The sequence below is a fragment of the Synechococcus sp. SynAce01 genome (assembly GCF_001885215.1).
Classification (GTDB): domain Bacteria; phylum Cyanobacteriota; class Cyanobacteriia; order PCC-6307; family Cyanobiaceae; genus Regnicoccus; species Regnicoccus frigidus.
Genome location: NZ_CP018091.1, coordinates 615,988 through 641,090, shown reverse-complemented (window position 1 = coordinate 641,090; position 25,103 = coordinate 615,988). Strand labels below are relative to the sequence as shown.

The window sequence follows — 25,103 nt, the reverse complement described above, 5'->3', positions numbered from 1 at the left end:
GTTCGTCGTCGTCGGCTTGCCTGTTCTGAAGCGCCTGATCGGGTTCTGCCTGGTCAGTGCCCTCCTCCCTGTCCTGATGGCCTGTCAGCCCAGCCGCCCGGAAGGCCGGCTTGTGGTGGCGGGTCGCAGCCGGATTGATTCGGTCGATCCTGCGGCGACCTTCAGTTTTGGGGCGATGCAATTGCTGAGCGCCCTCGGCGATCCGCTCTACGCCATCGCTGCTGATGGCCGCTTGGAGCCGCGTCTGGCCACGGCCCTGCCCCGGATGAGCACCGACCGGCTGACCGCCTGGGTGCCCCTGCGCCAGGGGGTTCTGTTCCACGACGGCACCCGCTTCGATGCCGATGCGATGGTCTTCAGCCTTGAGCGCTTCCTGGCGATCGGCAAGCTCAGTTATCTGCTCGGCGATCGGATTGCCTCGGTGCGCGCCAGCGGTCCCTATGAACTGGAACTGCGGCTGCGCCGTCCATTCACGGCCCTGCCCGAGCTGCTCAGCGCCGTCAGCCTCACACCGTTGTCGCCAACGGCCTATCGCGACCACAGCAGGAGCTTCCTCAATGGGCGCTTCGTGGGCACCGGCCCCTACCAGCTCACCTTCTTCAACGACCAGCAGCAGCGGCTCAAGCCCTTCGACAACTACTGGGGGCCAGCTCCCGCCAATGGCGGCATCGACATGGTCAACCTCAGCAACTCGACGGCCCTGTATGGCGCCATGCGCAGCGGCGAAGTGGATGTGCTGCTCTCCACCAGCCTTGAGGGCGACCAGCAGCGCTCCCTGCATCGCTCGGCCGCCGAAGGCCGCCTGCATGAGGGGGTGGGTCCGGCCCTGCAGATCAGCTATCTCACCTTGCTCAGCGACCAGCCGCCCCTGGATAATCCGCTGGTGCGCCGCGCCCTGGCCCTCAGCGTCGATCGCCGCTTGATCAGCGAGCGCGTCAGCCACGGCCTGCAGGCGCCGCTGCGGCAGTTGATCCCGCCCAGCCTGCCGGGTTCCGATCCCGAGACCTGGCCAAGCTTTGATCCGGCGCAGGCCCGGGCCTTGTTTCGCCAGGCGGGGTTTTGTGATGGCAAGCGCCTCAACCTGCCTCTCACCTTCCGCTCCAACATCCCCTCAGACAGGCTCTTCGCCCTCACCTGGCAGGGCCAGCTGCAGCGTGACCTGGGCGACTGCGTGACCCTGGAGATCGAGAGCATGGAGTCGACCACCGCCTACCGCCAGCTCGGTGAAGGGGCCTTTGCCTCGATCCTGCTGGAATGGATGGGCGATTTCCCCGACGCCGACAACTATCTGATCCCCCTGCTTGGCTGCGAGGAGAGCGAAGGCCAGCGCTGCCTCAAGGGGGCCAGTGCCGCCAGCGGCAGTTTCTGGACCCGCCCCGGGATGGCCGCCGACCTGCGCCGCAGCGAAAGCCTGCAGGGGGCCGAGCGGATCGCCCTGCTGCGCCAGATTCAGCGTGAAACTGCGCAGGCCTCGCCCTACATCCCGGTCTGGCTGGTGTCACCCCGGGCCTGGGCCCAGACCCGCCTGAGCACGCCGGTGTTCGATGGATCCGGGCGGGTGGTCTTCAGCCTCCTGCAGATCGAGGCCGGGACATGAGCCGTCGTCGCCATCTGCTGCGTTATCTGGCCAGCCGGGTGCTGCTGGCGCCGGTGATGCTCTGGCTGATTGCCACCCTGGTGTTCCTGTTGCTGCGGCTGGCGCCTGGTGATCCGATCGATGCCCTGCTGGGGATGCGGGCACCGGAAGCGGCCCGGGAGGCCCTGCGCGAGCAGCTCGGCCTCAACCAGCCCCTGATCGCCCAGTACGGCCAGTTTCTGCTTGGCCTGCTCCGGGGCGATCTGGGTGCCTCGCTCACCAATCAGACGCCCGTGGTTGAAGTGATCGCCAAGAGCCTGCCGGCCAGCCTGGAACTGGGGGTCTGTGCCCTGCTGCTGGCGGCGGTACTGGGCCTGGCGGTGGGCTTCAGCGGCATTGCCCGGCCGGAGGGAAAGCTGGATCTGGCCGGCCGCCTCTATGGAATCGGCACCTATGCCCTGCCGCCGTTCTGGGCGGCGATGGTGGTGCAATTGGTGTTTGCCGTCTGGCTGGGCTGGTTGCCCGTGGGAGGCCGCTTCCCGGCCAGCCTGGTGGTGCCCACCGGCTCGGGTTTCTACCTCCTCGACAGCCTGCGGGCGGGCAATTGGCAGCAGTTCAGCGGCAGCGTCCGCCATTTGGTGCTGCCCGCAGCCACGCTCGGGGTGTTGCTCAGCGGCATCTTCGACAACGCCCTGCGCCTCAACCTGCGGCGGGCGCTGCGTTCCGATTACGTCGAAGCGGCCCGCAGCCGCGGCCTCAGTGAAACGCGGGTGGTGCTGCGCCACGCCCTGCCCAATGCCCTGTTGCCGGTGCTCACGATCACCGGCATCACCGTGGCCTCCCTGATCGGCGGGGCGCTGTTGATTGAGGTCACCTACTCCTGGCCAGGCATCGCTTTCCGCCTACAGGAGGCGATCGGCCAGCGGGATTACCCCTTGGTTCAGGGGATCGTCGTGGTGGTGGCCGGGCTGGTGGTGCTGGTGAGCGTCACGGTGGATCTGCTGGTGGCCGTGCTCGATCCCCGCATCAGTTTCTGAGTCGCCGGCGCCAGAGCTCGGCGCTGCGCTGGTCGAGAACGTAGGAGCCGATGCCCTCCTGAAAACGGCGCTGCACCGGCACGCTGTTGTCGGTCTCCAGGGCGAACAGAAAGTCGGCGCTGAGGCTGAGCAACAGCTCCTGAACCTTGAAGGGTTCCTCACCCACCAGGCGATCACCGAGGCGGAGCAAGGCGTCGTCGGTTGTTTCGATCCGCACCGGTGAGAAGTGACTGGCCCCTTCCACCACCACCAGGCGGCTGCGGGGATCGCTCTGCTGCAGGAACGGCCCGAGCTGTTCGCTCACCGGCGGCGTCACCAGATCGAGGCTGCCGCCGACCATCAACACCGGCACCTTCAGGGACTCCAGGCTCCGGTCCGGCCAGAGCAGGCTGCCGAAACCGTTAATGCTCACCACCGCCGCCAGGTTGGCGGGACGCCGGGGTGGCGGCAGGGGGACCTGGGCCAGCTGGCATTGCAGCAGCCTGGAGAGATTGATCAGGGGAAGACCCTTGAGGGCCCGTTCGCAGCGCTGCTCCAGGCCCGCCGCTGGCCGTTGTCCTGCCGCCATCAGCGCGGTCAGGCCACCGAGGGAATGGCCCATCAGCACGACCGATTCGCCCAGCTCCGGCACGGTCCCCTTGGCTTCGGCGGCCAGCACCGCCTGAACATCCGCGAGTCGATCCGGGATGGTTTCAGCGCCCGGGGGCGGCCGCAGGCCATCGAGTAGCTCCCGCACCGCTGATTCATCACTGCCGGGGTGCTCCATCAGCAGCACCGGCCAGCCGCGCTGTGACAACCCTTCGGCCATCCAGCGCAATTGGGCGGCGCTGCCGCCCAGACCATGCATCAACAGCACCCAGGAACGCTGGCTTGATGGGCTGGCCCCCCAGATCTCCAGCGGCAACGGTTCACGGCGGTGGGCCACGGCCAGGTTGATGGCCCGGGGGCGTGTTGGGCGCTGCAGGGCCGATAACCGCATCGGTGCCGTGGCCCCCTGAATAACCGGCAACGGCAGCTGCCGCAGCTGCGCCAGGGCCTTCGTCTCCTGCTCCAGTTGCCTGCGCCAGCCGGCGCCCAAGGCCAGGACGCCATCGAGGTCCAGGGTCAGCTGCTGGGTCGGTACCGCCTGAAGCACATCCACCACCGTGACCGGCTCGGGCTTCTGCAGCAGGTCGCGCAGGGTCTTCAGCAGCAGGGCGCCGCTGCCGGGCTGATCGGTCTGCAGCAGTTCGCCGAGTTCATCGAGCACCTGGCCGCCGGCCCAGCTCTGCAGAAGCTGCAGGGCGAGGCCACGGTCTGGCAGCAGGGGGGTGCGCAGCAGGGTGACGAGGTCGCGGCGACTGCGGTCATCGAGCAGTTCGAGCCACACCCCCAGTTCGGTGCGGATGCGGCGGGGATCCTGACTCCAGGCCTGCAGCTGGCGCAGGTCGATCGGCAGGGTGAAGCCATCGATCCGCACGTTGAGCTGGGCGCTGGCCATCGCCGGGCTGCCCACCCCCACGAGCACACTGGTAAGCAGGACGGGCAGCCATCGGCAGCGGTTTGACACAACCTCGAACAGGAGCAAGCCGGCCCAGCTGGTTTCTCCAGTTTCCCGCGCCGTTGCGCGAACTGAGTGTGATTCGCCTGGTGGCCAGCTTCGGGGCCGGCGGCGTGCTCTATCTCACCCCCGTGGTGTTTCACCAGGAGGCCTTCAGCGCCACGGCCGTGGGCCTGGGTCTGGCGGCGTCGGCAGCGGCGGGAACCCTGGGCCGGCTGCTGAGTGGCCTGTTGATCGACCGGGGTCTGAACACCACCAAGCCGGTGCTGCTGGCGGCGTTGTTGTCCTTGCTGGCCGACGCCCGTCTGTTGACCGCCACCGGGCTCGGCGCCTTCGTGGTCGGCCAGATGCTGCTGGGGATGTCTTTGGGCATCTACTGGCCCGCCATCGAGCTGGCCGTGCCCCTGAGCTGCCCGCCCCTGCCATCGAGCCGCGCTTATGCCCTGGTGCGCACCGCTGATGCCCTGGGGATCGCCTCAGGGGTGCTGCTCGGTGCCCTGCTGGCCAGTGGCGAGCGGCTGCGCGGCATCTACCTGGTGGACGCGGTCTGCATGGTGGTGCTGATTACCTTGTTGCTCCGTTATCCGTTGCCATCCGCGGCAGCAAGGCCCGCCGGTGAACGGCGAATCGGCTGGAAACACTGGGTGGTGCCGCTGCTGCCGCTGCTGGGGATCACCGTGCTGATCACCGGCATGGCGGTTCTGCTGCAGAGCGCCCTGCCGCTCGATCTGGTGCGTGGCGGCCTTGGTCGTGCGCCCCTGCCCAGCAGCACCGGTGCCCTGTTGATGGGCCTGCAGCTCAGCTTGCTGTTGTTGCTGCAGTGGCCCCTGGGTCGCTGGCTGGCCGGGCTGCCGGTGGCGTTCGGGCTCGGGCTGAGCCTGGTGGGATTCGCCTTCGGCAATGGCTTGCTGGCCCTCTCCAGCCTGGGCTGGCACAGCACGGGCGTGCTGATCGCCGCCCAGGTTCCCCTCGCGGCCGCTGAGGCGGCCTTCCTGCCCACCGCCAGCGAAGCGGTGGTGGAGGTGACGCCGGTTGTCCACCACGGCATGGCGATGGCTCTGTTCTCGCAGTGCTTCGCGATCAGTGCCCTGGTGGCGCCCCTGTTCGGGGGCTGGCTGCTCGATTCCCAGGGCCATGGCGCTGGGCTCTGGCTGCTGATGATGCTCCTCTGCCTGCTGGGTCTGCTGCTGGTGGGGCAGTTGGGGCGCTTCCACCCCCATCCCCGGCGCTGAAGGCGTCGCGGGGTTCCCTCCACAGCACGGGTAGCTTGCTGGCGACTGTCTGAAAGAGCCTGTCTTGAGCCCCGTGTCTGTCACCGGTCGGTTTTGGATCATCTCCACCCATGTGGTGATCTCCCTGACCTGGGCCGTGACGGCAGCCCTGCTGGTGCTGTTGCAGCTCGGCCAGGTCCAGCGCGCCTTTGCCGCACAGGTGGTGATCGCCGATCTCTCCAAGTTCATCGATGACGTCGTGCTCATCCCCTGTGCCTCGCTGAGCCTGCTCACAGGTCTGCTGCTCTGCGCCGTGACGCCCTGGGGCTATTTCAAACACTGGTGGGTTGTGATCAAGGGTCTGCTCACGGTGTCGTTCATCGTGTTCGGCACCGTGGCGTTGGAGCCGTGGCTCAACAGCAACGCGGCCTACCTCGAAGGGCTCAACGCACCAGCCATACCTGCGGATTCGATCTACTGGACGACCTGGTTCCAAGGGCTGGTGGCCACTGGCCTCCAGGTGCTGCTGCAGGTGGCTGTGGTGTTCATCTCGTTTCTCAAGCCCTGGGGCCGTACCCCATGGAAGCGGGTTGCGGGAGCCCAGACCTGAGTGCAGAACAGAATCACTGTGGCCGGCTTGGTGGCGGCAACCAGACAATCCTTTCCAGGATCAACCAGCGCTTCCAATGCTGCCGCCTTAGGATAGAGGGAGTGATACAGGCGAATCCGTAAATCACCAAGGGCTGCAATCGCTTATGTCGCGATCGTTTATGCTGTGATTAATCGTGTTGCAGTCGATTGTATTTTAAACGCCTGTCATTCGGCCATGTGCAGGTGCAAACAATCGGGGGTAATGATTGAATCGTGCTGAAATTCAATTCAAAAATTGGGGACCTTGCTGTGCCAGCCTTGAGTTGTAACAACAGAACCATGCGCCAATGAGACTTGGCGGCTTGACAGCGGGGATGGGCCCGGATGCTCCCTTGCACCTTTCCAGGAGGTTGCTCGGTGCTGTTGGTACGCGGGTATCGCAGCACCACGACGAGCGAATTCCAGCTCATGGCAGGATTTTGGTTGTCAGCAACCATCGCAGTTTGCTTGATGCTCCTTTATTGATGGCAGCCATGAATCGTCCCGTGCGGTTTGCCTGTCACTACTACATGAGTCGGGTACCCGTCTTGCGAGAGATGGTCTCGGCGATGGGAGCTTTCCCTCTTGACGCGCCTCGCAAAAGGCAAACGCAGTTCTTCCAGCAGTCCGTTGAATTGCTGCAATCAAGGCAGGTTGTTGGGGTTTTTCCCGAGGGCGCCCAGCCGATGGTTCAGGTCAAAGCGGCCAACCAGCTCAGCCCATTCCAGCGCGGTTTTGCCCATCTGGCCTTGAGGGCGCCGGTTCAGGATTTGGCCATCCTGCCGGTTGCAATCGTTTCAACCGAAGAAGAAAGGCATAACCTCGCACCGCTCAAGCTTTTCAGCTTGTTTGATCCCACAGAACCCCTGTTCAACTGTGGAGGCTGGCATTCCGCGATCGTCTATCGCCGCGTTCAGCTTCTCTTTGGCTATCCTGTTGCTATCAATGAGGCTCTACGGCAGCACTATCGCGGCAGACATGGTGGTTCGCTGGCTAAAGAGTTAACCCAGGCGTGCTGGGAGCAGATTGGCGGGTTGCTGCATCAGCGCTGTTAATCATCCATCCCCGTAACGCATGTCAATCAAGACCAAAGCCCTACGACTGTTAACGTCCCAAGCCACTGATCCGAGCTTGCCCCTGTTTGTCTTTCTGCCAGGGATGGACGGTAGCGCTGAATTGTTGCGTCCCCAGTTGGCGGGATTGAAAGCTGCCTTTGATATTCGATGTTTGTCGATCCCCGCAGACGATCTAACGGGGTGGGACGGCTTGATCCAGCAGATAGCCAATTTGATCAGCAGGGAAAAGAAACGGTCTCCCTCGCGTCCCCTCTATCTTTGCGGCGAATCTTTTGGCGGTTGTTTGGCCTTGAAACTGGCTGCACATTTTCCGCGCCTATGTGATCGTCTGATCTTAATCAATCCTGCTTCTTCGGCAAGCCGCCAGCCCTGGATCGCTTGGGGCGCTTCAGTCAGTCAGCGATTGCCAAGTTCGCTTTATCGCCTCTCTAGCCTGGGCCTGCTTCCTTTTCTGATTGCGCCACAAAAAGTCTCCATCCTTAGCCAACGGAATTTGTTGGCAGCCATGCAATCAGTAAGCCCTCCCAGTGCTGCTTGGCGGTTGTCTCTTCTCAGTCAATTCAATTTAGAGGCACTGCCTCTTGAGCGTATTGAGCAGCCTGTTCTGGTTTTGGCGTCAAGAGCGGATCGGCTCCTCCCTTCCGTAGAAGAGGCGGCCAGATTAGGCCGTTATCTGCCGAATTCCCAAACCGTGCTGCTGCCGGGCAGTGGACATGCTTTTTTGCTGGAAAAAGAGAACAGATTCAGCCATATTCTGAAACCACATAACTTCTGCGTGGATAGAAATGATTTTCAGCTCACCTCTCCAAATCTATCGGCGCGCAGTCGTGTGACGGCATGATCAACGCATGGCTGGCGATGGGCACCGCTCAAAACTGGGACTTGCGCGCCAATCTCTCTGCCTATGATGCTCTTTCCGTTTCACTGGCGGAACAATTGGAGGTCAGGCTCATCACCGCAGATCCACGCAACGGGCGGTTCCAGGGCGAAGAAGGGCAGCCCCCGCGCCTTGTCACGAAACAATCCAGTCTCATTCGCTACAGACAGATCGGTGGCGGCTAGCTGCCGATCGCGCTTATGCTTCAGCTACGGATCAGTTTTCCGCTTCGCCCGCTCCAGCTCAATGCCCAAAGCCATGTCCAGCCCAGCCCGCGATCAAGCCCTTCGTGATTCGTTGCTCGTCCGTTTCACCGCTGCTTCTGCCGCCGGCAACAGCAGCATGAAAATGGCCCTGAGCCAAGAAGCCGCCTACCTGGGCATTCACCTGAACAAGATCGCCGCTTCGACGCCGGCTCTCTACTGAAGATCGAGTTCAACGGATCCAGCAGATAGGAGCTGGCTGAGCGGCGTACAGCCCAGGCCTACTCCGCCGCAGGTTTTTTGGCGACCCAGCCGCCCAGCTCATGGGGCAGGGGTTCGGTGCCGTACTCCCAGTCGTCGTAGTCGGGATCGTTGCGAATGCGGCGGTGCAGCTCTTTTTGGACGTCGAAGTTGTGGGGCTTGGCCTCTGGGGAGGCGGAATCGTTGCCGCCTTCGGGTGTGCCGGTGACGCTTGGATCCACGGGGTCGGTGGGCTCGAAGCTGGAACTGGATTCAGCCATCGCGCGCGGTTGCAGCTGCAGCCAGTCTGGGGCAAGGCCCTCCCGGCCTGCAGGAATCGGGATCAAAGTCGGCCTCACGGCGGCCTGAGCGGTCAGACGTTGAATAGGAATTCCATCACGTCGCCTTCGGCTACCACATACTCCTTGCCCTCACTGCGCAGCCAGCCTTTGGTGCGGGCCTCGCCCAGGGAGCCGGCTTCGAGCAGCTGCTGGTAGCCGATCGTCTGGGCGCGGATGAAGCCCCGCTCGAAATCGGTGTGGATCACGCCGGCCGCCTGGGGAGCGGTCATGCCGGCGGTGATCGTCCAGGCGCGGGTTTCCTTCTCACCGGTGGTGAAGTAGGTGCGCAGGCCCAGCAGGCGGTAGGTGGCGCCGATCAGGCTACGCAGCCCGCCTTCGCTGACACCGAGCCCTTCGAGGTAGTCGGCCCGCTCTTCGGCGCCGAGCTCGATCAGTTCGGCTTCCACCTGCGCTGAGATGCGCACTGTTTCCGCGCCCTCCTTGGTCGCCAGTGTCTCAACGGCTGCGGTGAAGGCATTGCCGCCGGACAGGTCGTCTTCGCTCACGTTGGTGGCGTAGATGATCGGCTTGAGCGTGAGCAGGCCAAGGGGCCGCAGCACCGCGAGTTCCTCCTCGCCCAGGCCCAGGCTGCGGGCCGCCCCACCGGCCTCCAGCACGGTTTGGATGCGCTCAAGGATCTGGTCTTCAGCCAGCGCCTCCTTGCTGGTGCGCATCTGTTTCTTCAGCCGCTCGCGGCGCTTCTCCACCTGGGCCAGGTCGGCCAGCCCCAGCTCCAGGTTGATGATCTCGGCGTCCCGCCCTGGGTCAACGTTGCCGGAGACGTGGATCACGTCGTCATCGCGGAAGCAGCGCACCACATGCACGATCGCGTCGACTTCGCGGATGGTGGCGAGGAATTTGTTGCCCAGCCCTTCCCCCTGGCTCGCCCCTTTGACCAGCCCGGCGATGTCAACGAACTCCACCCGGGTTGGAATGATCTCCTTGGAGCTGGACACATCCGAGAGCAACTTCAGCCGGGGGTCTGGAACAGCCACGCTGCCCACGTTCGGCTCGATCGTGCAGAAGGGGAAATTGGCGGCCTGGGCCTGGGCATTGGCCACCAGGGCATTGAAAAGGGTGGATTTGCCCACGTTGGGCAGTCCGACGATTCCGGCTTTGAGCATGGGCTCAAATCTACGTGGCGCCCCTTCGCCGCATCCTCCACCCCAGCGGCAAGCCACAGTTTTCGCCGCCACAAGGAAGACTGGGAACAGCGATCGCCGCAGCCCCATCTCCCGCCGCACCCTTGAGCCCGCACCGCCGGTGGAGCGCTCCGCCCCCACGGTTGCCCCTGTTCCCCAGCCCAGGACCACCCAAGCCAGGCGCCGACCCCGCCGCCTGTTCTGGATCGGCCTGGTCGGCCTGCTTGTCGTGGCCGGCGGTCTGGGCCTCTGGCAGCGTCAACGCGCCAGCTCCCAACGGGATCTGACCCCCTACACCGCCCTGGCCGAGCGCGGCACCTTGCCGGGGGTTGTCACCAGCACCGGCGAACTTGAAGCTGTCCGCAGCGTCAATGTCAGTCCCAAGCGTGGCGGTGTGCTGGAAAAGCTTTATGTGGTGGAAGGCCAGGCGGTGCGGCAAGGTCAGCCCATTGCCCTGATGGACAGCGGCGACCTTCAGGACCGCGAGAACGAGCTCAAGGCCCAGGTGCGCCAGGCTGAGGCGGAGTACGCCCGCAGCCGCTCGGAGTACGAACGGCGGCGCAGCCTTTTTGAGCACGGTGCGATCAGCCAGGACGATTTCGCCTCCTTCGGCACCCGCCTGCTCACCAGCAAGGCCGCCCTCGATGCCGCCAGGCAACGCAGCAGCCAGCGCAACGTGGAGCGCGGAGAGCTGACGATCCGCGCCCCCTTTGATGGGGTGATCACTCAGCGCTTCGCTGATCCCGGCGCTTTCGTGACCCCCACCACCTCCGCCTCGGCCAATGCCGGCGCCTCGAGTTCCTCGGTGGTGGAGCTGGCCCAGGGGCTTGAGGCGGTGGCGAGCGTGCCGGAAAGTGATATCGGCAGGGTTGTTCTTGGTCAGGGGGCCAATGTGCGGGTGGATGCCTTCCCTGATCGCCGTTTCGCGGCACGGGTGCGTCAGATCGCGCCTCGGGCTGTGGAAACCAACAACGTCACCTCTTTTGAAGTGAAACTGCAGCTGGTGGATCCCCACGACGAGCTGCGCATCGGCATGACCGCCGACATCGATTTCCAGACCGGCACCCTCGCCGCCGAAACCCTCGTTCCCACTGTGGCTGTGGTCACCGAGGGCGGCCGGCCGGGCGTGCTGGTGGTCGGCAAGGACGATCAGCCCACCTTCCAGGCGGTGACGCTGGGCTCCAGCAGTGGCCGCAACACCCAGATCCTCGAAGGCATCGAGCCCGGCACCCGGTTGTTCATCGATCTGCCGCCCTGGGCCAAATCATCCGAGCGGGACTAGGCGCACAGCGGAATTGTTCAAGGCTGTTAGCTCATTGTTGTTCGTTCAGCCAGAAATTCACGGCTGGCGGCCAGGATGCGGCCGCTGGCCTGGCCGTCGCCGAAGGGATTGCGGGCCTGGGCCATGGCTGCATAGGCGCCGGCATCATCCAGCAGAAGGCTCGCCTCCCGCACGATCGCCTCAGAATCAGTGCCGATCAGCTTGGCCGTTCCGGCGCTGACTGCCTCAGGCCTCTCGGTGGTGCGGCGCAGCACCAGCACCGGCTTGCCCAGGGCAGGGGCCTCCTCCTGCAGGCCGCCGGAATCGGTGAGCAACAGGGTGGCGCCGCGGATCGCCGCCACCAGCCGGTCGTAATCCAGGGGCTCGGTCAGGAAGGCGCGCGGGTGGTGGCCCAGCAGGGCCTCGAGGGGTTCGCGCACGGTGGGATTGCGGTGCAGCGGCAGCAGCAGGGCTGTGTCCGGGTGACGATCCAGCAGCTCCAGGAAGCCCCGCCCGATCGATTCGAGCCGCTCGCCCCAGTTTTCGCGACGGTGCACGGTGGCCAGGATCACCCGCTGCTCCTGCCAGTTGAGGCCAGGAAGCTCCAGCTGGGGGGCGGTTTGGGCCATGCGCAGCAGGGCGTCGATCACCGTGTTCCCCGTCACCAGGATCCTGCCGACCACGCCGGAGGCCTTGAGGTTGGCCTCGGAAACGCCGGTGGGGGCGAAATGGAGCTGGCCCAACTGTGAGATCAGGCGGCGGTTGGCCTCTTCGGGGAAGGGATCGAGCAGGTTGTCGGTGCGCAGCCCCGCCTCCACATGGCCAACGGGGATCTGCTCGTAGAAGGCGGCGAGGGCTGAGGCGAAGGCCGTGCTGGTGTCGCCCTGTACGAGCACCAGGTCGGGACGGTGCTCGCTGAACTCCTCGCGCAACCCCTGCAAGGCCGCGCAGGTGACGTGGGTGAGGGTCTGGCGCGGTGCCATCAGGGCCAGGTCGCGGTCGGCGCACAGGCCGAACAGCTCCATCACCTGGCTCACCATTTCGCGGTGCTGGCCGGTCAGCACCACCCGGGTCCGCAGGTCGGCAGCCGCCTGAAAAGCCAGGATCACTGGCGCCAGTTTGATCGCTTCAGGCCGGGTGCCCAGCACGATCGTGACCAGCGGTGCGGGGGCGGTCAAAGGGCCATGGCGGTGGGGAGAATCCTAAAGATGCGTTCTCCGGCTTCCCGCAAGCACCTCGCCGCAGCGATGGAAGCAACCCGTCAAGTGAGCAGCCGAATCAGCAGCAGGGAGGCGATGCCAAGGGAGAGCCCAAGCATCGCCAAGCGGCCATTCCAGATCTCGGCCTGGGGTGTGAACCCACGTCGCCAGGCATTGAGTTCATCGCCGGCCACCACGACGACAGTGTCCTGATCAGCATCAGCCGTTTCAACGGCTTGATCGCGAACGGTTGGAGCGGGGCCTGAAGCCTGATCGCTAGCCTCAGCTGGAGCCATTGGACCAACCGGTAAAGCCCCTTCAGCTTAAGGGAAAGAAAACTCAGCGGCTGGACCATAGAGGAGATCGGCGTGCTCCAGGGGCAGTCGCGCCGCCACCCCCAGGGCTGTGGAACTGCGGAAGCCACTGGCAAAGCGCCGGGTCGCCGCCACGCCGATCATGGCTGCGTTGTCGGTGCAGTAGGCCATCGGAGCCACCCGCCAGGTCAGGCCGAGCTCCTGACAACGAATCGCCAACCGCTGGCGCAAGCGGCGATTGGCGGCCACCCCTCCCACCAGCACCAACGTGCCCAGGCCATTGTCCCTGGCGCAGCGGCAACTGCGCTCCACCAGGACGTCGGCCACTCCGTGCTCAAAGCTGGCGGCCAGATCGGCGATCGGTAACGCCGCCTCGCCTGGCTGGCCTGTGCTCTCCCCGTTCGCCAGTTTCTGGGTCAGGCGCAGCACCGCGGTCTTGAGGCCACTGAAGCTGAAGTCATAGGGATAGAAGCCCCCGTCCGGGCGGGAGACGCGCCCCTGGGGAAAGCGAAAGCGCAGCGGGTCGCCGGCGCTTGCCGCCGCCTCGATCGCCGGGCCACCTGGGTATCCCAGCCCCAGCAGCCGGGCGACTTTGTCGAAGGCCTCGCCGGCGGCGTCGTCATGGCTGCGGCCCAGGCGGGTGTAGGCCCCCACCCCATCGACGCGGATCAGTTCGGTGTGGCCGCCGCTGACCAACAGGACGAGATAGGGTCCCTTCGGCAGTGGCTCCCCCAGCAGCACCGAACAGAGGTGCCCTTCGAGGTGGTGGATGGCCAGGAAGGGCAGGTCGTGGAGGCGGGCCAGGGTGCGGCCGGTGAGTGAGCCCACCAGCAGGGCGCCCACCAGGCCGGGAGCGGCGGTGGCGGCGATCGCATCGAGATCACTGAAGGCCAGGCCGGCGGTGGCCATCACCTCGGCGATCAGCTGGGGCAGGGCTTCGACGTGGCGGCGGGAGGCGATTTCCGGCACCACCCCGCCCCAGCGGGCGTGCTCCTCCATCTGGGACGCCACGGCGCTGGCCAGCACCTGCTGGTCACGCACCACGGCAGCAGCCGACTCGTCACAACTTGTTTCGACGGCCAGAACCGTGGGCATGGGCTCCCTGGAACTCCCTTACTGTCCCGGAGTGACATCCTGCCCTGCGGCAGGTCTTTCCCAGGTACCGGAACCGATGCGCCGCCTCTTCGCCCTTCTGATTTCCGCCCTTCTGATCATCGGCTTCGCCCCCATGGCGCACGCCGATATCGCCGGGCTCACCCCTTGCGCAGAAACCCCCCGTTTTCAGGAGCGCGCCAGTGCCGCCGCTACCCCCCAGGCCAAGGCCCGGTTCACGAACTACGGCCAGGCTCTCTGTGGCACCGATGGGCTGCCCCGTCTGATCGTCGATGGCCGCTTCAGCCATGCCGGTGATTTCCTGATCCCGGGTCTGCTTTTCCTCTACATCGCTGGCACGATTGGCTGGGCCGGCCGCGCTTACTTGATGGCTATCCGCGGTAGCAAGGATGCCACCATGCGTGAAATCCAGATCGACATGCCCCTGGCGTTCAAATCCACCCTGGCGGCTGCCGTCTGGCCCCTGGCAGCGTTCAATGAGTTCGTCAGTGGAAAAATGATTGAAGCCGACTCCAAAGTGACCGTCTCCCCCCGCTGATTCCCCTAACCATGAAGAAATTCCTCACCACCGCACCGGTCGTGGCTGCCGTCTGGTTCACCTTCACAGCCGGGCTCACGATCGAGATTTTCCGCCTCTTCCCCGATCTGATCATTCGTTGATCATTCGCTTCCTCTGAGCGAACTCTCCGCAAAGGTCTGCTTGCAAACCTTTGCCTTCAGGCCTTTGCCTGCAGAAAACGTTCCTCGATGAACATCTGGGCTGCGTTTTTCTTGACTTGATGGTTTCTTGACTTAATGGTCTGGATCCGGTTCTTGTCGGGGCCAGCATTTCTGCAGGACCTGCCCCATCCTTACCTTTCGATCCGCGGCTCTTTGGGGCCGCTTTTTTGTGGCGAAGGGCCCACTCAGCCTGTGGCCAGGCCGAGCTGGGCTTCGAGTTCGTCCAGGGCCTGGCCCAGATCGCCGTTCACCAGCACGGCATCGAATTCCGCTTCGGCCTGAAGCTCCAGGCGGGCCCGCTGGAGCCGGCGCTCGATGGCCGCGGCGCTGTCGGTGCCGCGCGCGCGGATGCGCCGCTCCAGTTCGGCAAAAGACGGCGGTTTGATCAGCAGCTGAAATCCCTGGGGGAAACTGCGCCGCACCTGACGGGCCCCCTCCAGCTCGATTTCCAGCAGCACCGGCTGGCCGGCCGCCAGGTGCATCTCCACCGGCTGGCGCGGGGTGCCATAGAGATTGCCCGCGAATTCGGCCCACTCCAGCAACCCCGCCTCGGCCACCAGTTGCTCGAAGCGGGGGCGCTTCAGGAAGAAATAGTGCTCCCCATCGCGCTCACCGCTGCGCGGCTCGCGGGTGGTGGCCGACACCGACAGCCAGATCTGGGGGTGCTTCTGGCGGAGGGCGTTGATCAAGGTGCCCTTGCCGACGCCACTGGGCCCGGTGATCACGTGGAGTCGCCCCGGTTGGGGCGCTGAAGGCCCTGCCATGTCCGTCGCCACCCCCATCGCTCCACGGCGCAGTGAGACAGCAGAGTAGGGAGTCCGTGTCGCGTCCTCGCTGCGATGAACGCCACGCTGCTCCAGCCCGTTGATCTCACCACCTTGCGGGCGGTGCTGGCCGAGCTGCGGCCGCCGTTGCTGCCCAGCCGCTTCGAGAAAGCCCAGCAACCCACCCCCCACAGCCTGCAACTGGGCCTGCGCAGTCAGCGGGGCCTCCACTGGCTGGAGATCAGCTGGCAGGCCGAGGCGCCGCGGATGCTGGCGATCGATTCCCCTCCCCGCCAGGGCCAGGGCAGCACCCTGGCCCAGCAGCTGCAGCACGGTCTGGCTGGCCTGGCCCTGGTGGCCATTGAGCAGACCGGCTGGGAGCGGGTGGTGGAGCTGCAGTTCGCGGCCAGGCCAGGAGAACCGTGCAGCCGCTGCTTGATCATTGAACTGATGGGTCGCCGCAGCAATCTCTTTCTGCTCGATGGCCAGCGGCGGGTGATCGCCCTGGCCCGGCAGGTGCGGCAGCAACAGTCGCGGCTGCGGCCGATCGGCAGCGGAGATCTTTACAGCCCTCCGCCCGCCCTGCAGGGGGATCTACCCAGCAGAGCCGAGGGGATGGAGCGCTGGCGCCGCCGCCTCTCGCTGGTGCCGGTCAGCCTGCAGAAGGCCCTGCAGCAGACCTACCAGGGGATCAGCCCGGCCCTGGCCCTGCAACTGGCCGGTGATCAGCCCGAGCAGGCATGCCAGCTGCTCGCCATGCCGGTGAACGCGCTGGAGGAGCACCAGTGGCAGGAGCTGTGGTGCCAATGGCAACGCTGGCTCACCGACCTGGAGCAGGAGCGGTTCGGTTTTGCCTCCGGCCCCAGCCATGGCCGCGTCACGGCCTACCGCTGCTGGGGAACGGAGGCGCCGGCTGCTGGGGTGAATGCAGCGCTGGCCGCCTACTACGGGCCCCTGCTGGCCCGGCAGGAGGCCGTGGCGCGGCGGCTGCAGCTGGAACAACGGCTGCTGGCGGCCCGGGCGCGGCAGCAGCGCCAGCGGGATCAGCAGCAGGCGCTGCTGGATCAGGTGGAGAACACCAATGCCCTCCAGCGGCAGGCCGATGCCCTGTTGTGCGGACTCAGCCCCAGCCGCGGGGAGATCAGTGAGGCCCAGAGCCTCTACAAACGCGCCCGGCGGCTGCGGCGCTCGGTGGCCGCGATCACGCCACGGCTGGAACTCCACGACCGCACCCTCGAGCAGATCGACAGCAGCCTCACCTTTCTCGAGCAACACGCTGATCAAGCCGACGACCTGCTGGCCCTGGAGCAGGACATCGAGGCGCTGCTGGATCGCGGCAGCGCCGATCAGCGCGCTCGCCAACGGCGCCCTGCGCCGCCGAAGGCCCAGGCGACGCCGCAGCCCCTGGAGCTGCGCACCCCCGGGGGCCTGCGGGTGCAGGTGGGCCGCAACCATCGCCAAAACGACTGGATCAGCCTCAGCCAGGCCCGCCGCGGTGATCTCTGGTTCCACGCCCAGGAGTGCCCGGGCAGCCATGTAATCCTCAAGAGCTCCGAAGCCCCTGCAGGCGAGCAGGACCTGCAGGCCGCCGCTGACCTTGCCGCCCACTTCAGCCGGGCCCGCGGCAACCGGCGCGTGGCGGTGGTGATGGTGCCCAGTGACCAGTTGCAGCGGATCGCCGGTGCCGGTCCAGGCACGGTGCGCCATCGCGGCGGTGAGGTGGTCTGGGGGGATCCGGGCCGCGGCGCGCCCCTGGTCCCTAGCCTCGGCGCCAGGTCAGCACCATGAGCGAACTTCCTACCCCCCTGCCACCTCCCATCCCCGCCGCTTCGCCACCGCCGCCGATCCGGGTGCCGCCCGTGAGGGCCACTCCGCTGCCGGATGAGTTTCCCGGTGAGGTGGAGATGAGCCTGGTGGATCACCTCGAGGAACTCAGGCGCCGGGTGCTGCGCAGCCTGCTGGTGCTGCTGCTGGCGGCGGCCGCCTGCCTGGCCCTGGCTCGCCCGCTGGTGAAGCTGTTGGAGGTTCCTGCCGAGGGCATGCGTTTCCTGCAGTTGGCGCCCGGTGAATTCCTGTTCGTGTCGTTCAAGGTGGCGGGTTACGCCGGCCTCAGCCTGGCCCTTCCTTACATCCTCTACGAGGTGCTGGCCTTCGTTCTGCCCGGCCTGACGCGGCGGGAACGGCGGTTGGTGGCACCGGCGGTAGCTGGTTCAGCGGTGCTCTTTCTCGCTGGAATCGCCTTCGCCTGGTGGGCCCTGGCGCCGGCGGCGCTCCGCTTCCTGGTGAATTACGGAGCGGATGTGGTCGAGCCGATCTGGTCGATCGAGCGCTATCTGGATTTTGTGCTGTTGCTGATGGTGGCCACCGGCCTGGCCTTTCAGTTGCCGGTGCTGCAGTTGCTGCTCGGGGCGTTCGGCCTGATCTCGGCGGAAACGATGCTGGGCGCCTGGCGCTCGGTGGTGCTCGTGGCGGCAATCGCTGGCGCGGTGCTGACCCCCTCCACCGATCCGGTCACGATGCTGCTGCTCGGCGGCGCGATCACCGCGCTGTTCTTGATCGGTGTGGGGCTGGTGGCCATGGCCGAGCGCTTGCGGCCGGCACCTTCCTGATTGGCCAGGTCCGAGCTGGCCAGCTCACAGCAGGAATTCGCGGCTGCGACCGCCGGCGCCTGGTTGCAACGTCAGGCTCATCGCCTTGCCCAGCCTGGGCTTGTCCCGGGTTGTCTGAAGCCACTGGCGTACCTGCTGGGCCACCCCCAGACCATTGAGCACTTCGAGCAATTGCTGCAGCTTCTCGGCATAGCCCGCGGCGTCGAGCGGAAACGACTGCTGCTCCAGGTACGCCCACATCACCTGCAGGTGCAGGCGCCCCCGGCGTTGAACCAATTGCAGGTCGTAAGAAGCCTGCCAGCGACTGCGCAGCAGCTGCAGCACCTCATCGAGCGCCAGGGGTTCGGCGGCACGATCCGGGCCTGAATCGGCGCTGCTAGGGCTTAAAGGCACGGCGACCGGGGTCCCAACTCCACAACAGCATGTTGCGCTCTCTGGCCGGATCCCTGCCAGGGCAAAGCGTGGCGGCAAGGCCAGCGGTAATAATGGTCACCACGTTGCCGCGGCACCCAGGAACGCTCCTATGACCCAGATCCCAGCGAGCGACGTGCCCGGAATGGGTCGTCGGCAGTTCATGAATCTGCTCACTTTCGGGTCCGTCACCGGCGTTGCCCTCGGTGCGCTCTATCCCGTGGCCCGCTATTTCATCCCGCCCAAACCCGCCGGTGGCGGTGGCGGCATCAGCGCCAAGGATGAACTCGGCAACACGGTCACAGCCAGCGGTTGGCTCTCCACCCACAAGGAAGGCGACCGCAGCCTGGTTCAGGGGCTGAAAGGTGATCCCACCTATCTCCTGGTGGAGGGCCCCGAGGCGATCGGCAGCTACGGCATCAATGCGATCTGCACCCACCTGGGTTGCGTTGTGCCCTGGAACAACGGCGCCAACAAATTTGTGTGTCCCTGCCACGGCAGTCAGTACGACGCCACAGGCAAGGTGGTTCGCGGCCCCGCTCCGCTGTCGTTGGCCCTGGCCAATGTCGCGGTCGAGAACGACACCGTGTTCCTGAGCCAGTGGTCGGACACCGATTTCCGCACCGGGGAGAAGCCTTGGTGGGCTTGATTGACCGCGTGTTTCCCCCTTCCTCCCGCCTGTTCAATCCGCCCATGCGCCGCCTCCTTGCCTCCATCAGCCGGTTGAGCTCCACTGGCCTGCTCCTGCCGCTGCTATTGGCCCCACTCCTGCTGATTCCCCTGTTGGCGGCTCCCCAGGCCAGTTGGGCCTACCCCTTCTGGGCTCAGCAGAACTACGACAGCCCCCGTGAAGCCACCGGCAAGCTTGTTTGTGCGAACTGCCACCTCGCCAAGAGGGTCACCCAGGTTGAGGTTCCCCAGGCGGTGATGCCCGACACGGTCTTCAAGGCCGTCGTCAAAATTCCCTATGACACCAGCCTGCAGCAGGTGGGAGCCGACGGCAGCCGCACCAGCCTCAACGTCGGTGCCGTGGTGATGTTGCCTGATGGCTTCAAGCTCGCCCCAGAAGAACGCCTCACCGAGGAACTCAAAGAGGAAACTTCAGGCGTCTACTTCACCCAGTACAGCGACGACAACCCCAACATTCTTCTTGTGGGCCCGCTCCCTGGCGATCTGCACCAGGAAATCGTCTTTCCGATCCTCTCGCCCGATCCCGGCACGGACAGCAACATTCACTTCGGTAAGTATTCCCTGCATGTGGGCGGAAACCGCGGCCGCGGCCAGGTGTACCCCACCGGTGAGAAGAGCAACAACACCGTCTACAACGCTTCAGTGGCTGGCACCGTCAGTGCCATCACCCCTGGTGATGCCGGCGCTTCGGTGGTGGAAATCACTGCCGCCGATGGCACCAGCGTCAGTGACACCGTTCCAGCTGGCCCCTCCGTTGTGGTGGCCGTTGGCGATGTCCTGGCGGCCGGTGCACCGATCTCCAACGATCCAGGTGTGGGTGGTTTCGGCCAGCTCGATGCTGAGATCGTGCTTCAAAACCCGGTGCGCATCTACGGCATGCTCGCCTTCTTCGCAGCGGTGGTCATTGCCCAGATTCTGCTGGTGCTGAAGAAGAAGCAGGTGGAGAAGGTTCAGGCCGCCGAGGGCGTTTGACTCCAGCCACTCCGTACTGAGGCGATCAACCCATGATGTTCGCTCCAGACCTGCCTATCGCGATGTTCCGTTCTCCAGGCCCGCTCCTGTTTGAGCTCGGGCCGGTCACGGTGCGCTGGTACGGCCTGCTGATTGCGCTGGCCGTGCTGGTGGGTCTGGTGCTGGCCACACGCCTCGGCCGTCGCCGCGGCATCGAAGCGGCGGTGATTGCCGATCTGCTGCCGATCCTGGTGCTCGCCGCCGTACTCGGAGCTCGCCTTTATTACGTGGCGCTGGAGTGGCGCCAGTACCAGCTCAACTGGTTCGATGCCTTGGCGATCTGGCAGGGCGGCATCGCCATCCATGGGGCTTTGATCGGCGGCACCCTGGCGGTGATTGTTTATTGCCGCTGGCGCAAGTTGGCCTTCTGGAACCTGCTCGATGTGCTCGTTCCTTCGGTCGCCCTGGGCCAGGCGATCGGCCGCTGGGGCAATTTCTTCAATTCCGAGGCCTTTGGCCTGCCCACCAATCTGCCCTGGAAACTCTCGATTCCGGCCATCAATCGGCCGGCGCCGTTCATCGATGAGGCTTTCTTCCACCCCACCTTCCTCTACGAGTCGTTCTGGAACCTGGGTGTTCTGGCCCTGTTGCTGATTCTTTTCCGACTGGGTGAGCGCGGCAAGATCTCGCTGCCGAATGGTGCCCTCAGCTGCACCTATCTGATCGCCTACAGCGTCGGGCGCTTCTGGATCGAGGGACTACGCCTTGATCCGCTCTGCCTGTTCTCGATTCCACCCTTCTGTGAAGGCGGCCTGCGCATGGCCCAACTGATGAGCTTGGTGCTGATTGTGATCGGTGCTTTTGGCCTCTGGTGGCTTTATGGCTGTCAACGAGCCCTGCCAGATCCGGGCAAAGAGACCCCCCTGCGGAGCGGTTCTTGATCCATCCTGTTCGCATCGTCGGTGCAGGTCCGGGTGCGATCGACCTGCTCACCCTGCGCGCGGCCCGGGCCATTGAGGCGGCTGAGGTCCTGATCTGGACGGATTCGCTCGTGTCTCCCCAGATCGCTGCATTGGCAGGCGCGGACTGCGAGCGGATCCGCACCAGCACCCTCACCCTGGAGCAGGTGATGGAGCTGGTGATCGATCGTGCCCGGGCTGGTCTCCAGGTGGTGCGCCTCCATGACGGCGACCCCTGTCTCTATGGCGCTCTGGCCGAGCAAATCTGCCGGCTTGGCGATGCCGGCCTGGACGTGGAGGTGGTGCCTGGTCTGAGTGCCTATCAGGCCACCGCCGCTGCCCTGCAGGCCGAACTCACCATCCCCGGTCTGGTACAGACCATCGTGCTCAGCCGCGCTTCAGGCCGCACCGGCGTGCCGGAGCGCGAGTCGCTGGAGCGGCTCGCGGCCCTGCGCGCCTCGCTCTGCCTCTACCTCAGTGCCCGCCATGTCGAAGAGGTGCAGGAGGTTCTCTTGCAGCACTACCCTCCGGAAACCCCTGTGGCGATTGGCTATCGGGTCAGCTGGCCAGACCAGTGGCTGCAGCTGGTGCCGTTGCGGGAGATGGCTACCACCAGCCGGGAGCGCCAATTGATCCGCACCACGCTGTACGTGGTCAGCCCGGCGCTTGCAGCCCCCACCCAGGCACGCTCCAAGCTCTATTCCGCCAGTCACGACCATCTGTTTCGCCCCGCCGGCGACAGGCTTGCTCCTTTAACACCCTCACCTTCAATAGCCTCTCCGTCCACACCCTGAACGTGGGAGTGGATCTGGGTTCACTGGATCTCAGCTCACTGGACCTCAGCTCACTGGATCGGCTGGCGGATGCCAATGGCCAGCAAGCTCACCGCTCCGGCAAGCATCAAGGTGGCTCCAGGCAGGCGCAGGGCTCCGCGGGGTTCTCCCAGCCAGACCACTCCGGCGATGGCGCTGAGCAGTGTGCTCAGCCGCTTGATCGCAATCACATGGACGACGGCCGTGAAGCGCAGCGCCTCCATCTGGCTGACCATGCCGACCGCACCCATCAGACCGCAGACCAGCAGTAGAGCCAGCAATTGCCAACAGTGCTTGCTGGCCAGTGCTTGCCGCCAGGTTCCAGCCGTTGAGAGGCTGCCATTGGCCTGGGCCTGGAACACGGCCGGGGTGAGCAGCGGCAGGGCCACCGCCAGGTTGAACAACGCCACCCAGGCCAGGCTGCCGCTGGCTTGAACGCCGAGCTTGTCGAAGCTGGCTGCCACGCCCCAGAGCACCGCCACCAGCAGCATCGGCCGTGCACCGGGGCTCTGAACCAAGCTGGAGCCAGCGGCCGTCCCTCGTCCCAGCAGCAACGCCCCCAGCACCAACAGCGCCACACCGGCACTGGAGCTGAGGGTGGGACGCTCGCCCAGCAGCCACCAGCCACTGAACAGCAGCACCAGCGGTGAGAGGTTGATCAGTGGCAGAACCAGGCTGAGCTCGCCGGCGGCCAGGGCGCGGCCATAGGCCCAGAAGGCCACCGCATTAACCAGCCCACTGGCCGCCAGGGCAAGCAACAACTGGGGCAGGTCGGAGGGCTGGACCATCAGCCTGAGAAACGGCAGGGTCAGTAGGGCCGAGACCAGGCAGCTCAGACCCATCACCAGGTTGGTGGGCCAGCCACTGCGGCGCAGCAAGCTGCGGGTGGCGAGGTCACGGCCGGTTTCACAGCAGGCCGTGAGCAGGGCCAGAACCGGCCAGTAGGACAACACAGGCGGGTCGGAGGGGAGCGAGCTGCTGGCGGTGTTTTAAGATCTGTGGATGCGGGCGATTAGCACAGCGGTAGCGCACTTCCTTCACACGGAAGGGGTCACTGGTTCGAATCCAGTATCGCCCATTGACAATGGCTCAAAGCCTTTCATTCCGCGTATTCAGTTGATCGCATAGAGCGAAAACAAAAGCGAGATCGACGTTCTTTGAAAGAGCTTGTCTCTGGCATTGTGTTTTTGATTTTTCTCCTGGATCGTTGGCAGCTTTGCCAACATAATTCTCAATTGAAATTGTCAGTTACTCGCCAGGTATTGTTGTCGGCCACGCTTTGTCAGTAACTATTCCCGTAACTTTGCCGGAGACGATGCAAGCGTGTTGTCAGCAGGTGCGATCAATCAGAGATCGATGGCCTTGGGGAATGGTCCAACCCGCCTTGGCTGTAAAGGGATTGTGATCGCTCTTGGGCCTAGGCGATTGAACTTACTTCCGCGCCAGAATGATATAAATGGCGTGGATAATAGCTATTGGGTACAATACCAACAGCAGGCCGATCATCGGCAGCCATTTTGCGCAAATGCCTACAAGCCAGAACGGCAGGTTGAGCCAGAAGGCACCAGTGAAGCCCACCTGGGTGGCCACAGCCAAGGGGGGAAGGATGAAGGCGAGAATGATCTTTAAAATGTCGCCGACCGTCATGAACAAAGGAGCGCTGGTTCTCCATTAAGGCGGATGGTCGGAACGTCTCCACCGCTTTGTCATGGTTCCCAATGACGGTTGGTGAGGAGTGGCGAGCCGTTGCTTCCGCTCAGGGAACAGGCCCGCCGATCAGTGGCGCCAGGGCGTCCACCACCAGCTTCACGCCGGTCGCTTCAGCCAGGGGCTCGGCGCAGGCGGCCAGGCTCCAGCGCTCCAGGCTGAGATCAAGGCCAGGGCTTGCGGCCTCCAGGGCGATCTTCAGCACCCCGCTCCTGGCACTGACCTTGATCGCCTGCACCGCCGGGGTTGGGCGGCGATCAAGGGAGGCGGCTAAGCGCAGCAGCAGCGCCATCGCCCCGACGGTCTGGCGTTGCTCGCTGCTGGCCAGCTGCAACCAGGCCTCGTGGCGTTTTTTCGGCAGGCTGCGGCGGTGGTAGCGGGCGATGGCTGCCACCATCACCTGTTCGGTCTCGGAGTAGCCCAGCAGATCGCCGTGGCGGATCAGGTACCAGCTGTGCTTGTGATAGGCGCTGATGTTGATGTGCTGCCCGCAGGTGTGCAGCATCGCGGCAGCCCAGAGCAGTTGACGGCCTTCGCCCTGGTCGTGATGGAGCAAGCCTTGGCACTGCTCGTAGAGGGTGAGGGCGTGGGCGGTAACCCGGCTGGCCCTTGGCAGGTCGACGCGGAAGCGGCGGGCGAGATCTTCAACAGTGCGTTGACGCACGCTGCTCTGAAAGCTGAAGCGATCGACGATCAGGCCATGGCGCAGCATCCAGTCGACGATCAGCCCCTCGCGCAGGGCCCGGTCGCTGATCACCAGCTCCTTGAGCTTGAGCATCTCCATCGCCTTCTGCAGCACCAGGGCACCGGGCACGATGATTTCGGCCCGACGTTCATTGATCGCCGGGATCGCCCTGCGCTCGTCGAGCGTCATGGCCGCCAGTTGATTCACCAGCTGATCGATCCGCTCACGACTGACCTTGAACCCCTGCAGCCGCAGGGGTGGCCGCTCCTCCTGGGCAGCCGCGAGAGCGGCCAGGGTGATCGCCGTGCCGCTGGTGGCCACAAGCACGGGCACTTCACCTGGCTTAAGCCCCCGCTGGACGCGGACGACGGCGGGCTCAAGGGATCCCTGGATGAAGGCCCGTAAAAAGGTCAGCAGCGCCGGTGGCAGGGGGTCCTGGTCGACGAAATCCCGATGCAATCGCACCGCTCCGACCCGGGTGCTGGTGAGCTCGCGGGCATCGCGCCCGTCAGCCAGGATCAGTTCGGTGGAGCCGCCGCCGATGTCGAGGATCAGGTGGGCCTGATCACCGAAGGCCATGCCCGAGAGCACTCCCAGATAAATCAGCCGGGCTTCTTCCGGACCGCTGACCAGATCCACCTCAAGGCCGTGGCGGTCCTGCACCATCTGCAGGAACTCGCGGCCGTTGGGCGCCTCGCGCACGGCGCTGGTGGCGGCGGTGAGAATCTGCTCGGCGCCATGGCTGTCGGCCAGCTCGCGGTAATGGCCCAGGGCGAGCAGGGCCCGCTCGATCGCCGCCGGGGTCAGCAGGCCCGTGTCGGGATCCCGTTCACCCAGCCGTGCACTGGATTTTTCTGCTTGAACAACGCGAAAACTGCGCAGGCCCGGATCAACTGCTGCGATCAGCAGGTGAATCGAGTTGGTGCCGATGTCGATGGCCGCGACATGGCGCAGCGCCGCTGCCGGCTCCGGGAGGGCTTGGGAGGCTGGCATCCGATCGAAGGCCCGGCGCAAACGGCGTCACTTTGCCACTCC

28 protein-coding genes and 1 tRNA gene are annotated in these 25,103 nt (G+C 65.1%); 18 read left to right on the top strand and 11 right to left on the bottom strand.

The features are described 5' to 3' along the window. The first annotated feature begins 76 nt into the window (after window positions 1-76). Window positions 77-1,597: an ABC transporter substrate-binding protein gene (locus BM449_RS03360; protein WP_071801930.1), complete on the top strand. Its 1,521-nt coding sequence runs from the start codon at window positions 77-79 to the stop codon at window positions 1,595-1,597. Then, window positions 1,594-2,613: an ABC transporter permease gene (locus BM449_RS03355; RefSeq protein WP_071800053.1), complete on the top strand. Its 1,020-nt coding sequence runs from the start codon at window positions 1,594-1,596 to the stop codon at window positions 2,611-2,613. The genes BM449_RS03360 and BM449_RS03355 overlap by 4 nt, the downstream gene beginning before the upstream one ends. Here the strand turns inward: BM449_RS03355 and BM449_RS03350 are convergent. Beyond that, window positions 2,603-4,180 (bottom strand): alpha/beta fold hydrolase, encoded by a 1,578-nt coding sequence (locus BM449_RS03350; RefSeq protein WP_233831034.1) that lies wholly within the window; start codon window positions 4,178-4,180, stop codon window positions 2,603-2,605. The genes BM449_RS03355 and BM449_RS03350 overlap by 11 nt on opposite strands. A gap of 35 nt (window positions 4,181-4,215) precedes the next feature. On the opposite strand from BM449_RS03350, the gene BM449_RS03345 reads away from it, so the two are divergent. The 6 genes from BM449_RS03345 to BM449_RS03320 all read left to right on the top strand — a co-directional run bounded on the left by BM449_RS03345 (window position 4,216) and on the right by BM449_RS03320 (window position 8,373). Further along, window positions 4,216-5,385 carry an MFS transporter gene (locus BM449_RS03345; protein ID WP_233831030.1) on the top strand — a complete coding sequence of 390 codons (1,170 nt, stop codon included), beginning with the start codon at window positions 4,216-4,218 and terminating at the stop codon, window positions 5,383-5,385. A 64-nt stretch (window positions 5,386-5,449) separates the two neighbouring features. Next, window positions 5,450-5,974 carry a hypothetical protein gene (locus BM449_RS03340; protein WP_071800052.1) on the top strand — a complete coding sequence of 175 codons (525 nt, stop codon included), beginning with the start codon at window positions 5,450-5,452 and terminating at the stop codon, window positions 5,972-5,974. A gap of 373 nt (window positions 5,975-6,347) precedes the next feature. Further along, a complete protein-coding gene (locus tag BM449_RS03335; RefSeq protein ID WP_233831026.1) occupies window positions 6,348-7,049 on the top strand; it encodes a lysophospholipid acyltransferase family protein in 702 nt (233 codons plus the stop codon). Window positions 7,050-7,125: 76 nt separating this feature from the next. Further along, window positions 7,126-7,911, top strand: a complete 786-nt coding sequence (locus tag BM449_RS03330; RefSeq protein WP_233831024.1) for an alpha/beta hydrolase — start codon at window positions 7,126-7,128, stop codon at window positions 7,909-7,911. Continuing rightward, window positions 7,908-8,132, top strand: a complete 225-nt coding sequence (locus BM449_RS03325) for a hypothetical protein (RefSeq protein ID WP_071800050.1) — start codon at window positions 7,908-7,910, stop codon at window positions 8,130-8,132. Before BM449_RS03330 ends, BM449_RS03325 begins: the two co-directional genes overlap by 4 nt. A gap of 73 nt (window positions 8,133-8,205) precedes the next feature. After that, on the top strand, window positions 8,206-8,373 hold the full coding sequence (locus BM449_RS03320; RefSeq protein ID WP_162922837.1) for a hypothetical protein: 168 nt from the start codon (window positions 8,206-8,208) through the stop codon (window positions 8,371-8,373). Window positions 8,374-8,431: 58 nt separating this feature from the next. On the opposite strand, the gene BM449_RS15310 is transcribed toward BM449_RS03320, so the two are convergent. Further along, the gene (locus BM449_RS15310; RefSeq protein WP_233831022.1) at window positions 8,432-8,749 is read right to left on the bottom strand and encodes a hypothetical protein; all 318 of its coding nucleotides are present in this window, start codon (window positions 8,747-8,749) and stop codon (window positions 8,432-8,434) included. A gap of 14 nt (window positions 8,750-8,763) precedes the next feature. Next, the gene (gene ychF / locus BM449_RS03310; protein ID WP_071800048.1) at window positions 8,764-9,855 is read right to left on the bottom strand and encodes a redox-regulated ATPase YchF; all 1,092 of its coding nucleotides are present in this window, start codon (window positions 9,853-9,855) and stop codon (window positions 8,764-8,766) included. 238 nt (window positions 9,856-10,093) lie between these two features. Here ychF and BM449_RS03305 point away from each other — a divergent pair, with 238 nt between their 5' ends. Further along, entirely contained in the window at window positions 10,094-11,155 is a 1,062-nt protein-coding gene (locus tag BM449_RS03305) for an efflux RND transporter periplasmic adaptor subunit (RefSeq protein ID WP_233831233.1), read from the top strand. Between the two features lie 26 nt (window positions 11,156-11,181). Here the strand turns inward: BM449_RS03305 and wecB are convergent, their stop codons facing one another. The 3 genes from wecB to tsaD form a co-directional block, all read right to left on the bottom strand. Beyond that, window positions 11,182-12,312 carry a UDP-N-acetylglucosamine 2-epimerase (non-hydrolyzing) gene (gene wecB / locus BM449_RS03300; RefSeq protein ID WP_071800047.1) on the bottom strand — a complete coding sequence of 377 codons (1,131 nt, stop codon included), beginning with the start codon at window positions 12,310-12,312 and terminating at the stop codon, window positions 11,182-11,184. Between the two features lie 83 nt (window positions 12,313-12,395). After that, window positions 12,396-12,530 carry a high light inducible protein gene (locus BM449_RS14605; RefSeq protein WP_120352818.1) on the bottom strand — a complete coding sequence of 45 codons (135 nt, stop codon included), beginning with the start codon at window positions 12,528-12,530 and terminating at the stop codon, window positions 12,396-12,398. Between the two features lie 126 nt (window positions 12,531-12,656). Next, complete coding sequence (gene tsaD / locus BM449_RS03290; RefSeq protein ID WP_071800045.1) at window positions 12,657-13,742, bottom strand: tRNA (adenosine(37)-N6)-threonylcarbamoyltransferase complex transferase subunit TsaD; 1,086 nt, start codon at window positions 13,740-13,742, stop codon at window positions 12,657-12,659. Window positions 13,743-13,818: 76 nt separating this feature from the next. On the opposite strand from tsaD, the gene BM449_RS03285 reads away from it, so the two are divergent. Together BM449_RS03285 and BM449_RS03280 are read left to right on the top strand one after the other, a co-directional pair. Further along, window positions 13,819-14,298, top strand: a complete 480-nt coding sequence (locus BM449_RS03285) for a Photosystem I reaction center subunit III (protein ID WP_071800044.1) — start codon at window positions 13,819-13,821, stop codon at window positions 14,296-14,298. 11 nt (window positions 14,299-14,309) lie between these two features. Next, on the top strand, window positions 14,310-14,420 hold the full coding sequence (locus BM449_RS03280; protein WP_071800043.1) for a Photosystem I reaction center subunit IX: 111 nt from the start codon (window positions 14,310-14,312) through the stop codon (window positions 14,418-14,420). A 245-nt stretch (window positions 14,421-14,665) separates the two neighbouring features. On the opposite strand, the gene gmk is transcribed toward BM449_RS03280, so the two are convergent. Beyond that, window positions 14,666-15,262 carry a guanylate kinase gene (gene gmk / locus BM449_RS03275; RefSeq protein ID WP_233831020.1) on the bottom strand — a complete coding sequence of 199 codons (597 nt, stop codon included), beginning with the start codon at window positions 15,260-15,262 and terminating at the stop codon, window positions 14,666-14,668. 57 nt (window positions 15,263-15,319) lie between these two features. On the opposite strand from gmk, the gene BM449_RS03270 reads away from it, so the two are divergent. Then, window positions 15,320-17,032 carry an NFACT RNA binding domain-containing protein gene (locus BM449_RS03270; protein ID WP_071800042.1) on the top strand — a complete coding sequence of 571 codons (1,713 nt, stop codon included), beginning with the start codon at window positions 15,320-15,322 and terminating at the stop codon, window positions 17,030-17,032. Further along, complete coding sequence (tatC, locus tag BM449_RS03265; protein WP_071800041.1) at window positions 17,029-17,853, top strand: twin-arginine translocase subunit TatC; 825 nt, start codon at window positions 17,029-17,031, stop codon at window positions 17,851-17,853. The genes BM449_RS03270 and tatC overlap by 4 nt, the downstream gene beginning before the upstream one ends. A gap of 24 nt (window positions 17,854-17,877) precedes the next feature. Here tatC and BM449_RS03260 read toward each other — a convergent pair whose 3' ends face one another. Beyond that, window positions 17,878-18,246 carry a DUF3067 family protein gene (locus BM449_RS03260; RefSeq protein WP_233831018.1) on the bottom strand — a complete coding sequence of 123 codons (369 nt, stop codon included), beginning with the start codon at window positions 18,244-18,246 and terminating at the stop codon, window positions 17,878-17,880. A gap of 130 nt (window positions 18,247-18,376) precedes the next feature. Here BM449_RS03260 and BM449_RS03255 point away from each other — a divergent pair, with 130 nt between their 5' ends. From BM449_RS03255 to cobM, 4 genes are all read left to right on the top strand, one after another. Next, complete coding sequence (locus BM449_RS03255) at window positions 18,377-18,913, top strand: cytochrome b6-f complex iron-sulfur subunit (RefSeq protein ID WP_071800040.1); 537 nt, start codon at window positions 18,377-18,379, stop codon at window positions 18,911-18,913. Between the two features lie 44 nt (window positions 18,914-18,957). Then, window positions 18,958-19,926 (top strand): apocytochrome f, encoded by a 969-nt coding sequence (petA, locus tag BM449_RS03250; protein WP_071801922.1) that lies wholly within the window; start codon window positions 18,958-18,960, stop codon window positions 19,924-19,926. Window positions 19,927-19,988: 62 nt separating this feature from the next. After that, window positions 19,989-20,846 carry a prolipoprotein diacylglyceryl transferase gene (gene lgt, locus BM449_RS03245; RefSeq protein ID WP_233831016.1) on the top strand — a complete coding sequence of 286 codons (858 nt, stop codon included), beginning with the start codon at window positions 19,989-19,991 and terminating at the stop codon, window positions 20,844-20,846. Further along, window positions 20,846-21,658 carry a precorrin-4 C(11)-methyltransferase gene (cobM, locus tag BM449_RS03240; RefSeq protein ID WP_071801920.1) on the top strand — a complete coding sequence of 271 codons (813 nt, stop codon included), beginning with the start codon at window positions 20,846-20,848 and terminating at the stop codon, window positions 21,656-21,658. The genes lgt and cobM overlap by 1 nt, the downstream gene beginning before the upstream one ends. A 50-nt stretch (window positions 21,659-21,708) precedes the next feature. Here cobM and BM449_RS03235 read toward each other — a convergent pair whose 3' ends face one another. Next, a complete protein-coding gene (locus BM449_RS03235; protein WP_083544367.1) occupies window positions 21,709-22,629 on the bottom strand; it encodes an EamA family transporter in 921 nt (306 codons plus the stop codon). Window positions 22,630-22,682: 53 nt separating this feature from the next. On the opposite strand from BM449_RS03235, the gene BM449_RS03230 reads away from it, so the two are divergent. Further along, window positions 22,683-22,754: transfer RNA gene (locus BM449_RS03230), tRNA-Val, on the top strand. A 353-nt stretch (window positions 22,755-23,107) separates the two neighbouring features. Here the strand turns inward: BM449_RS03230 and BM449_RS03225 are convergent. Further along, window positions 23,108-23,323 (bottom strand): YqaE/Pmp3 family membrane protein, encoded by a 216-nt coding sequence (locus BM449_RS03225; protein ID WP_071801919.1) that lies wholly within the window; start codon window positions 23,321-23,323, stop codon window positions 23,108-23,110. Window positions 23,324-23,432: 109 nt separating this feature from the next. Further along, a complete protein-coding gene (locus BM449_RS03220; RefSeq protein WP_071801918.1) occupies window positions 23,433-25,061 on the bottom strand; it encodes a Ppx/GppA phosphatase family protein in 1,629 nt (542 codons plus the stop codon). Between the last annotated feature and the right edge of the window lie 42 nt (window positions 25,062-25,103).

Excerpts from the sequence above, each read along its gene's own strand:
- BM449_RS03360 (WP_071801930.1), top strand. The coding sequence starts at position 77 with ATGGCCTGTCAGCCCAGCCGCCCGGAAGGCCGGCTTGTGGTGGCGGGT.
- BM449_RS03355 (WP_071800053.1), top strand. The coding sequence starts at position 1,594 with ATGAGCCGTCGTCGCCATCTGCTGCGTTATCTGGCCAGCCGGGTGCTG.
- BM449_RS03325 (WP_071800050.1), top strand. The coding sequence starts at position 7,908 with ATGATCAACGCATGGCTGGCGATGGGCACCGCTCAAAACTGGGACTTG.
- BM449_RS03320 (WP_162922837.1), top strand. The coding sequence starts at position 8,206 with ATGTCCAGCCCAGCCCGCGATCAAGCCCTTCGTGATTCGTTGCTCGTC.
- ychF (WP_071800048.1), bottom strand. The coding sequence starts at position 9,855 with ATGCTCAAAGCCGGAATCGTCGGACTGCCCAACGTGGGCAAATCCACC.
- tsaD (WP_071800045.1), bottom strand. The coding sequence starts at position 13,742 with ATGCCCACGGTTCTGGCCGTCGAAACAAGTTGTGACGAGTCGGCTGCT.
- BM449_RS03285 (WP_071800044.1), top strand. The coding sequence starts at position 13,819 with ATGCGCCGCCTCTTCGCCCTTCTGATTTCCGCCCTTCTGATCATCGGC.
- BM449_RS03280 (WP_071800043.1), top strand. The coding sequence starts at position 14,310 with ATGAAGAAATTCCTCACCACCGCACCGGTCGTGGCTGCCGTCTGGTTC.
- gmk (WP_233831020.1), bottom strand. The coding sequence starts at position 15,262 with ATGGGGGTGGCGACGGACATGGCAGGGCCTTCAGCGCCCCAACCGGGG.
- BM449_RS03270 (WP_071800042.1), top strand. The coding sequence starts at position 15,320 with ATGAACGCCACGCTGCTCCAGCCCGTTGATCTCACCACCTTGCGGGCG.
- tatC (WP_071800041.1), top strand. The coding sequence starts at position 17,029 with ATGAGCGAACTTCCTACCCCCCTGCCACCTCCCATCCCCGCCGCTTCG.
- BM449_RS03255 (WP_071800040.1), top strand. The coding sequence starts at position 18,377 with ATGACCCAGATCCCAGCGAGCGACGTGCCCGGAATGGGTCGTCGGCAG.
- petA (WP_071801922.1), top strand. The coding sequence starts at position 18,958 with ATGCGCCGCCTCCTTGCCTCCATCAGCCGGTTGAGCTCCACTGGCCTG.
- lgt (WP_233831016.1), top strand. The coding sequence starts at position 19,989 with ATGTTCCGTTCTCCAGGCCCGCTCCTGTTTGAGCTCGGGCCGGTCACG.
- BM449_RS03225 (WP_071801919.1), bottom strand. The coding sequence starts at position 23,323 with ATGACGGTCGGCGACATTTTAAAGATCATTCTCGCCTTCATCCTTCCC.
- BM449_RS03220 (WP_071801918.1), bottom strand. The coding sequence starts at position 25,061 with ATGCCAGCCTCCCAAGCCCTCCCGGAGCCGGCAGCGGCGCTGCGCCAT.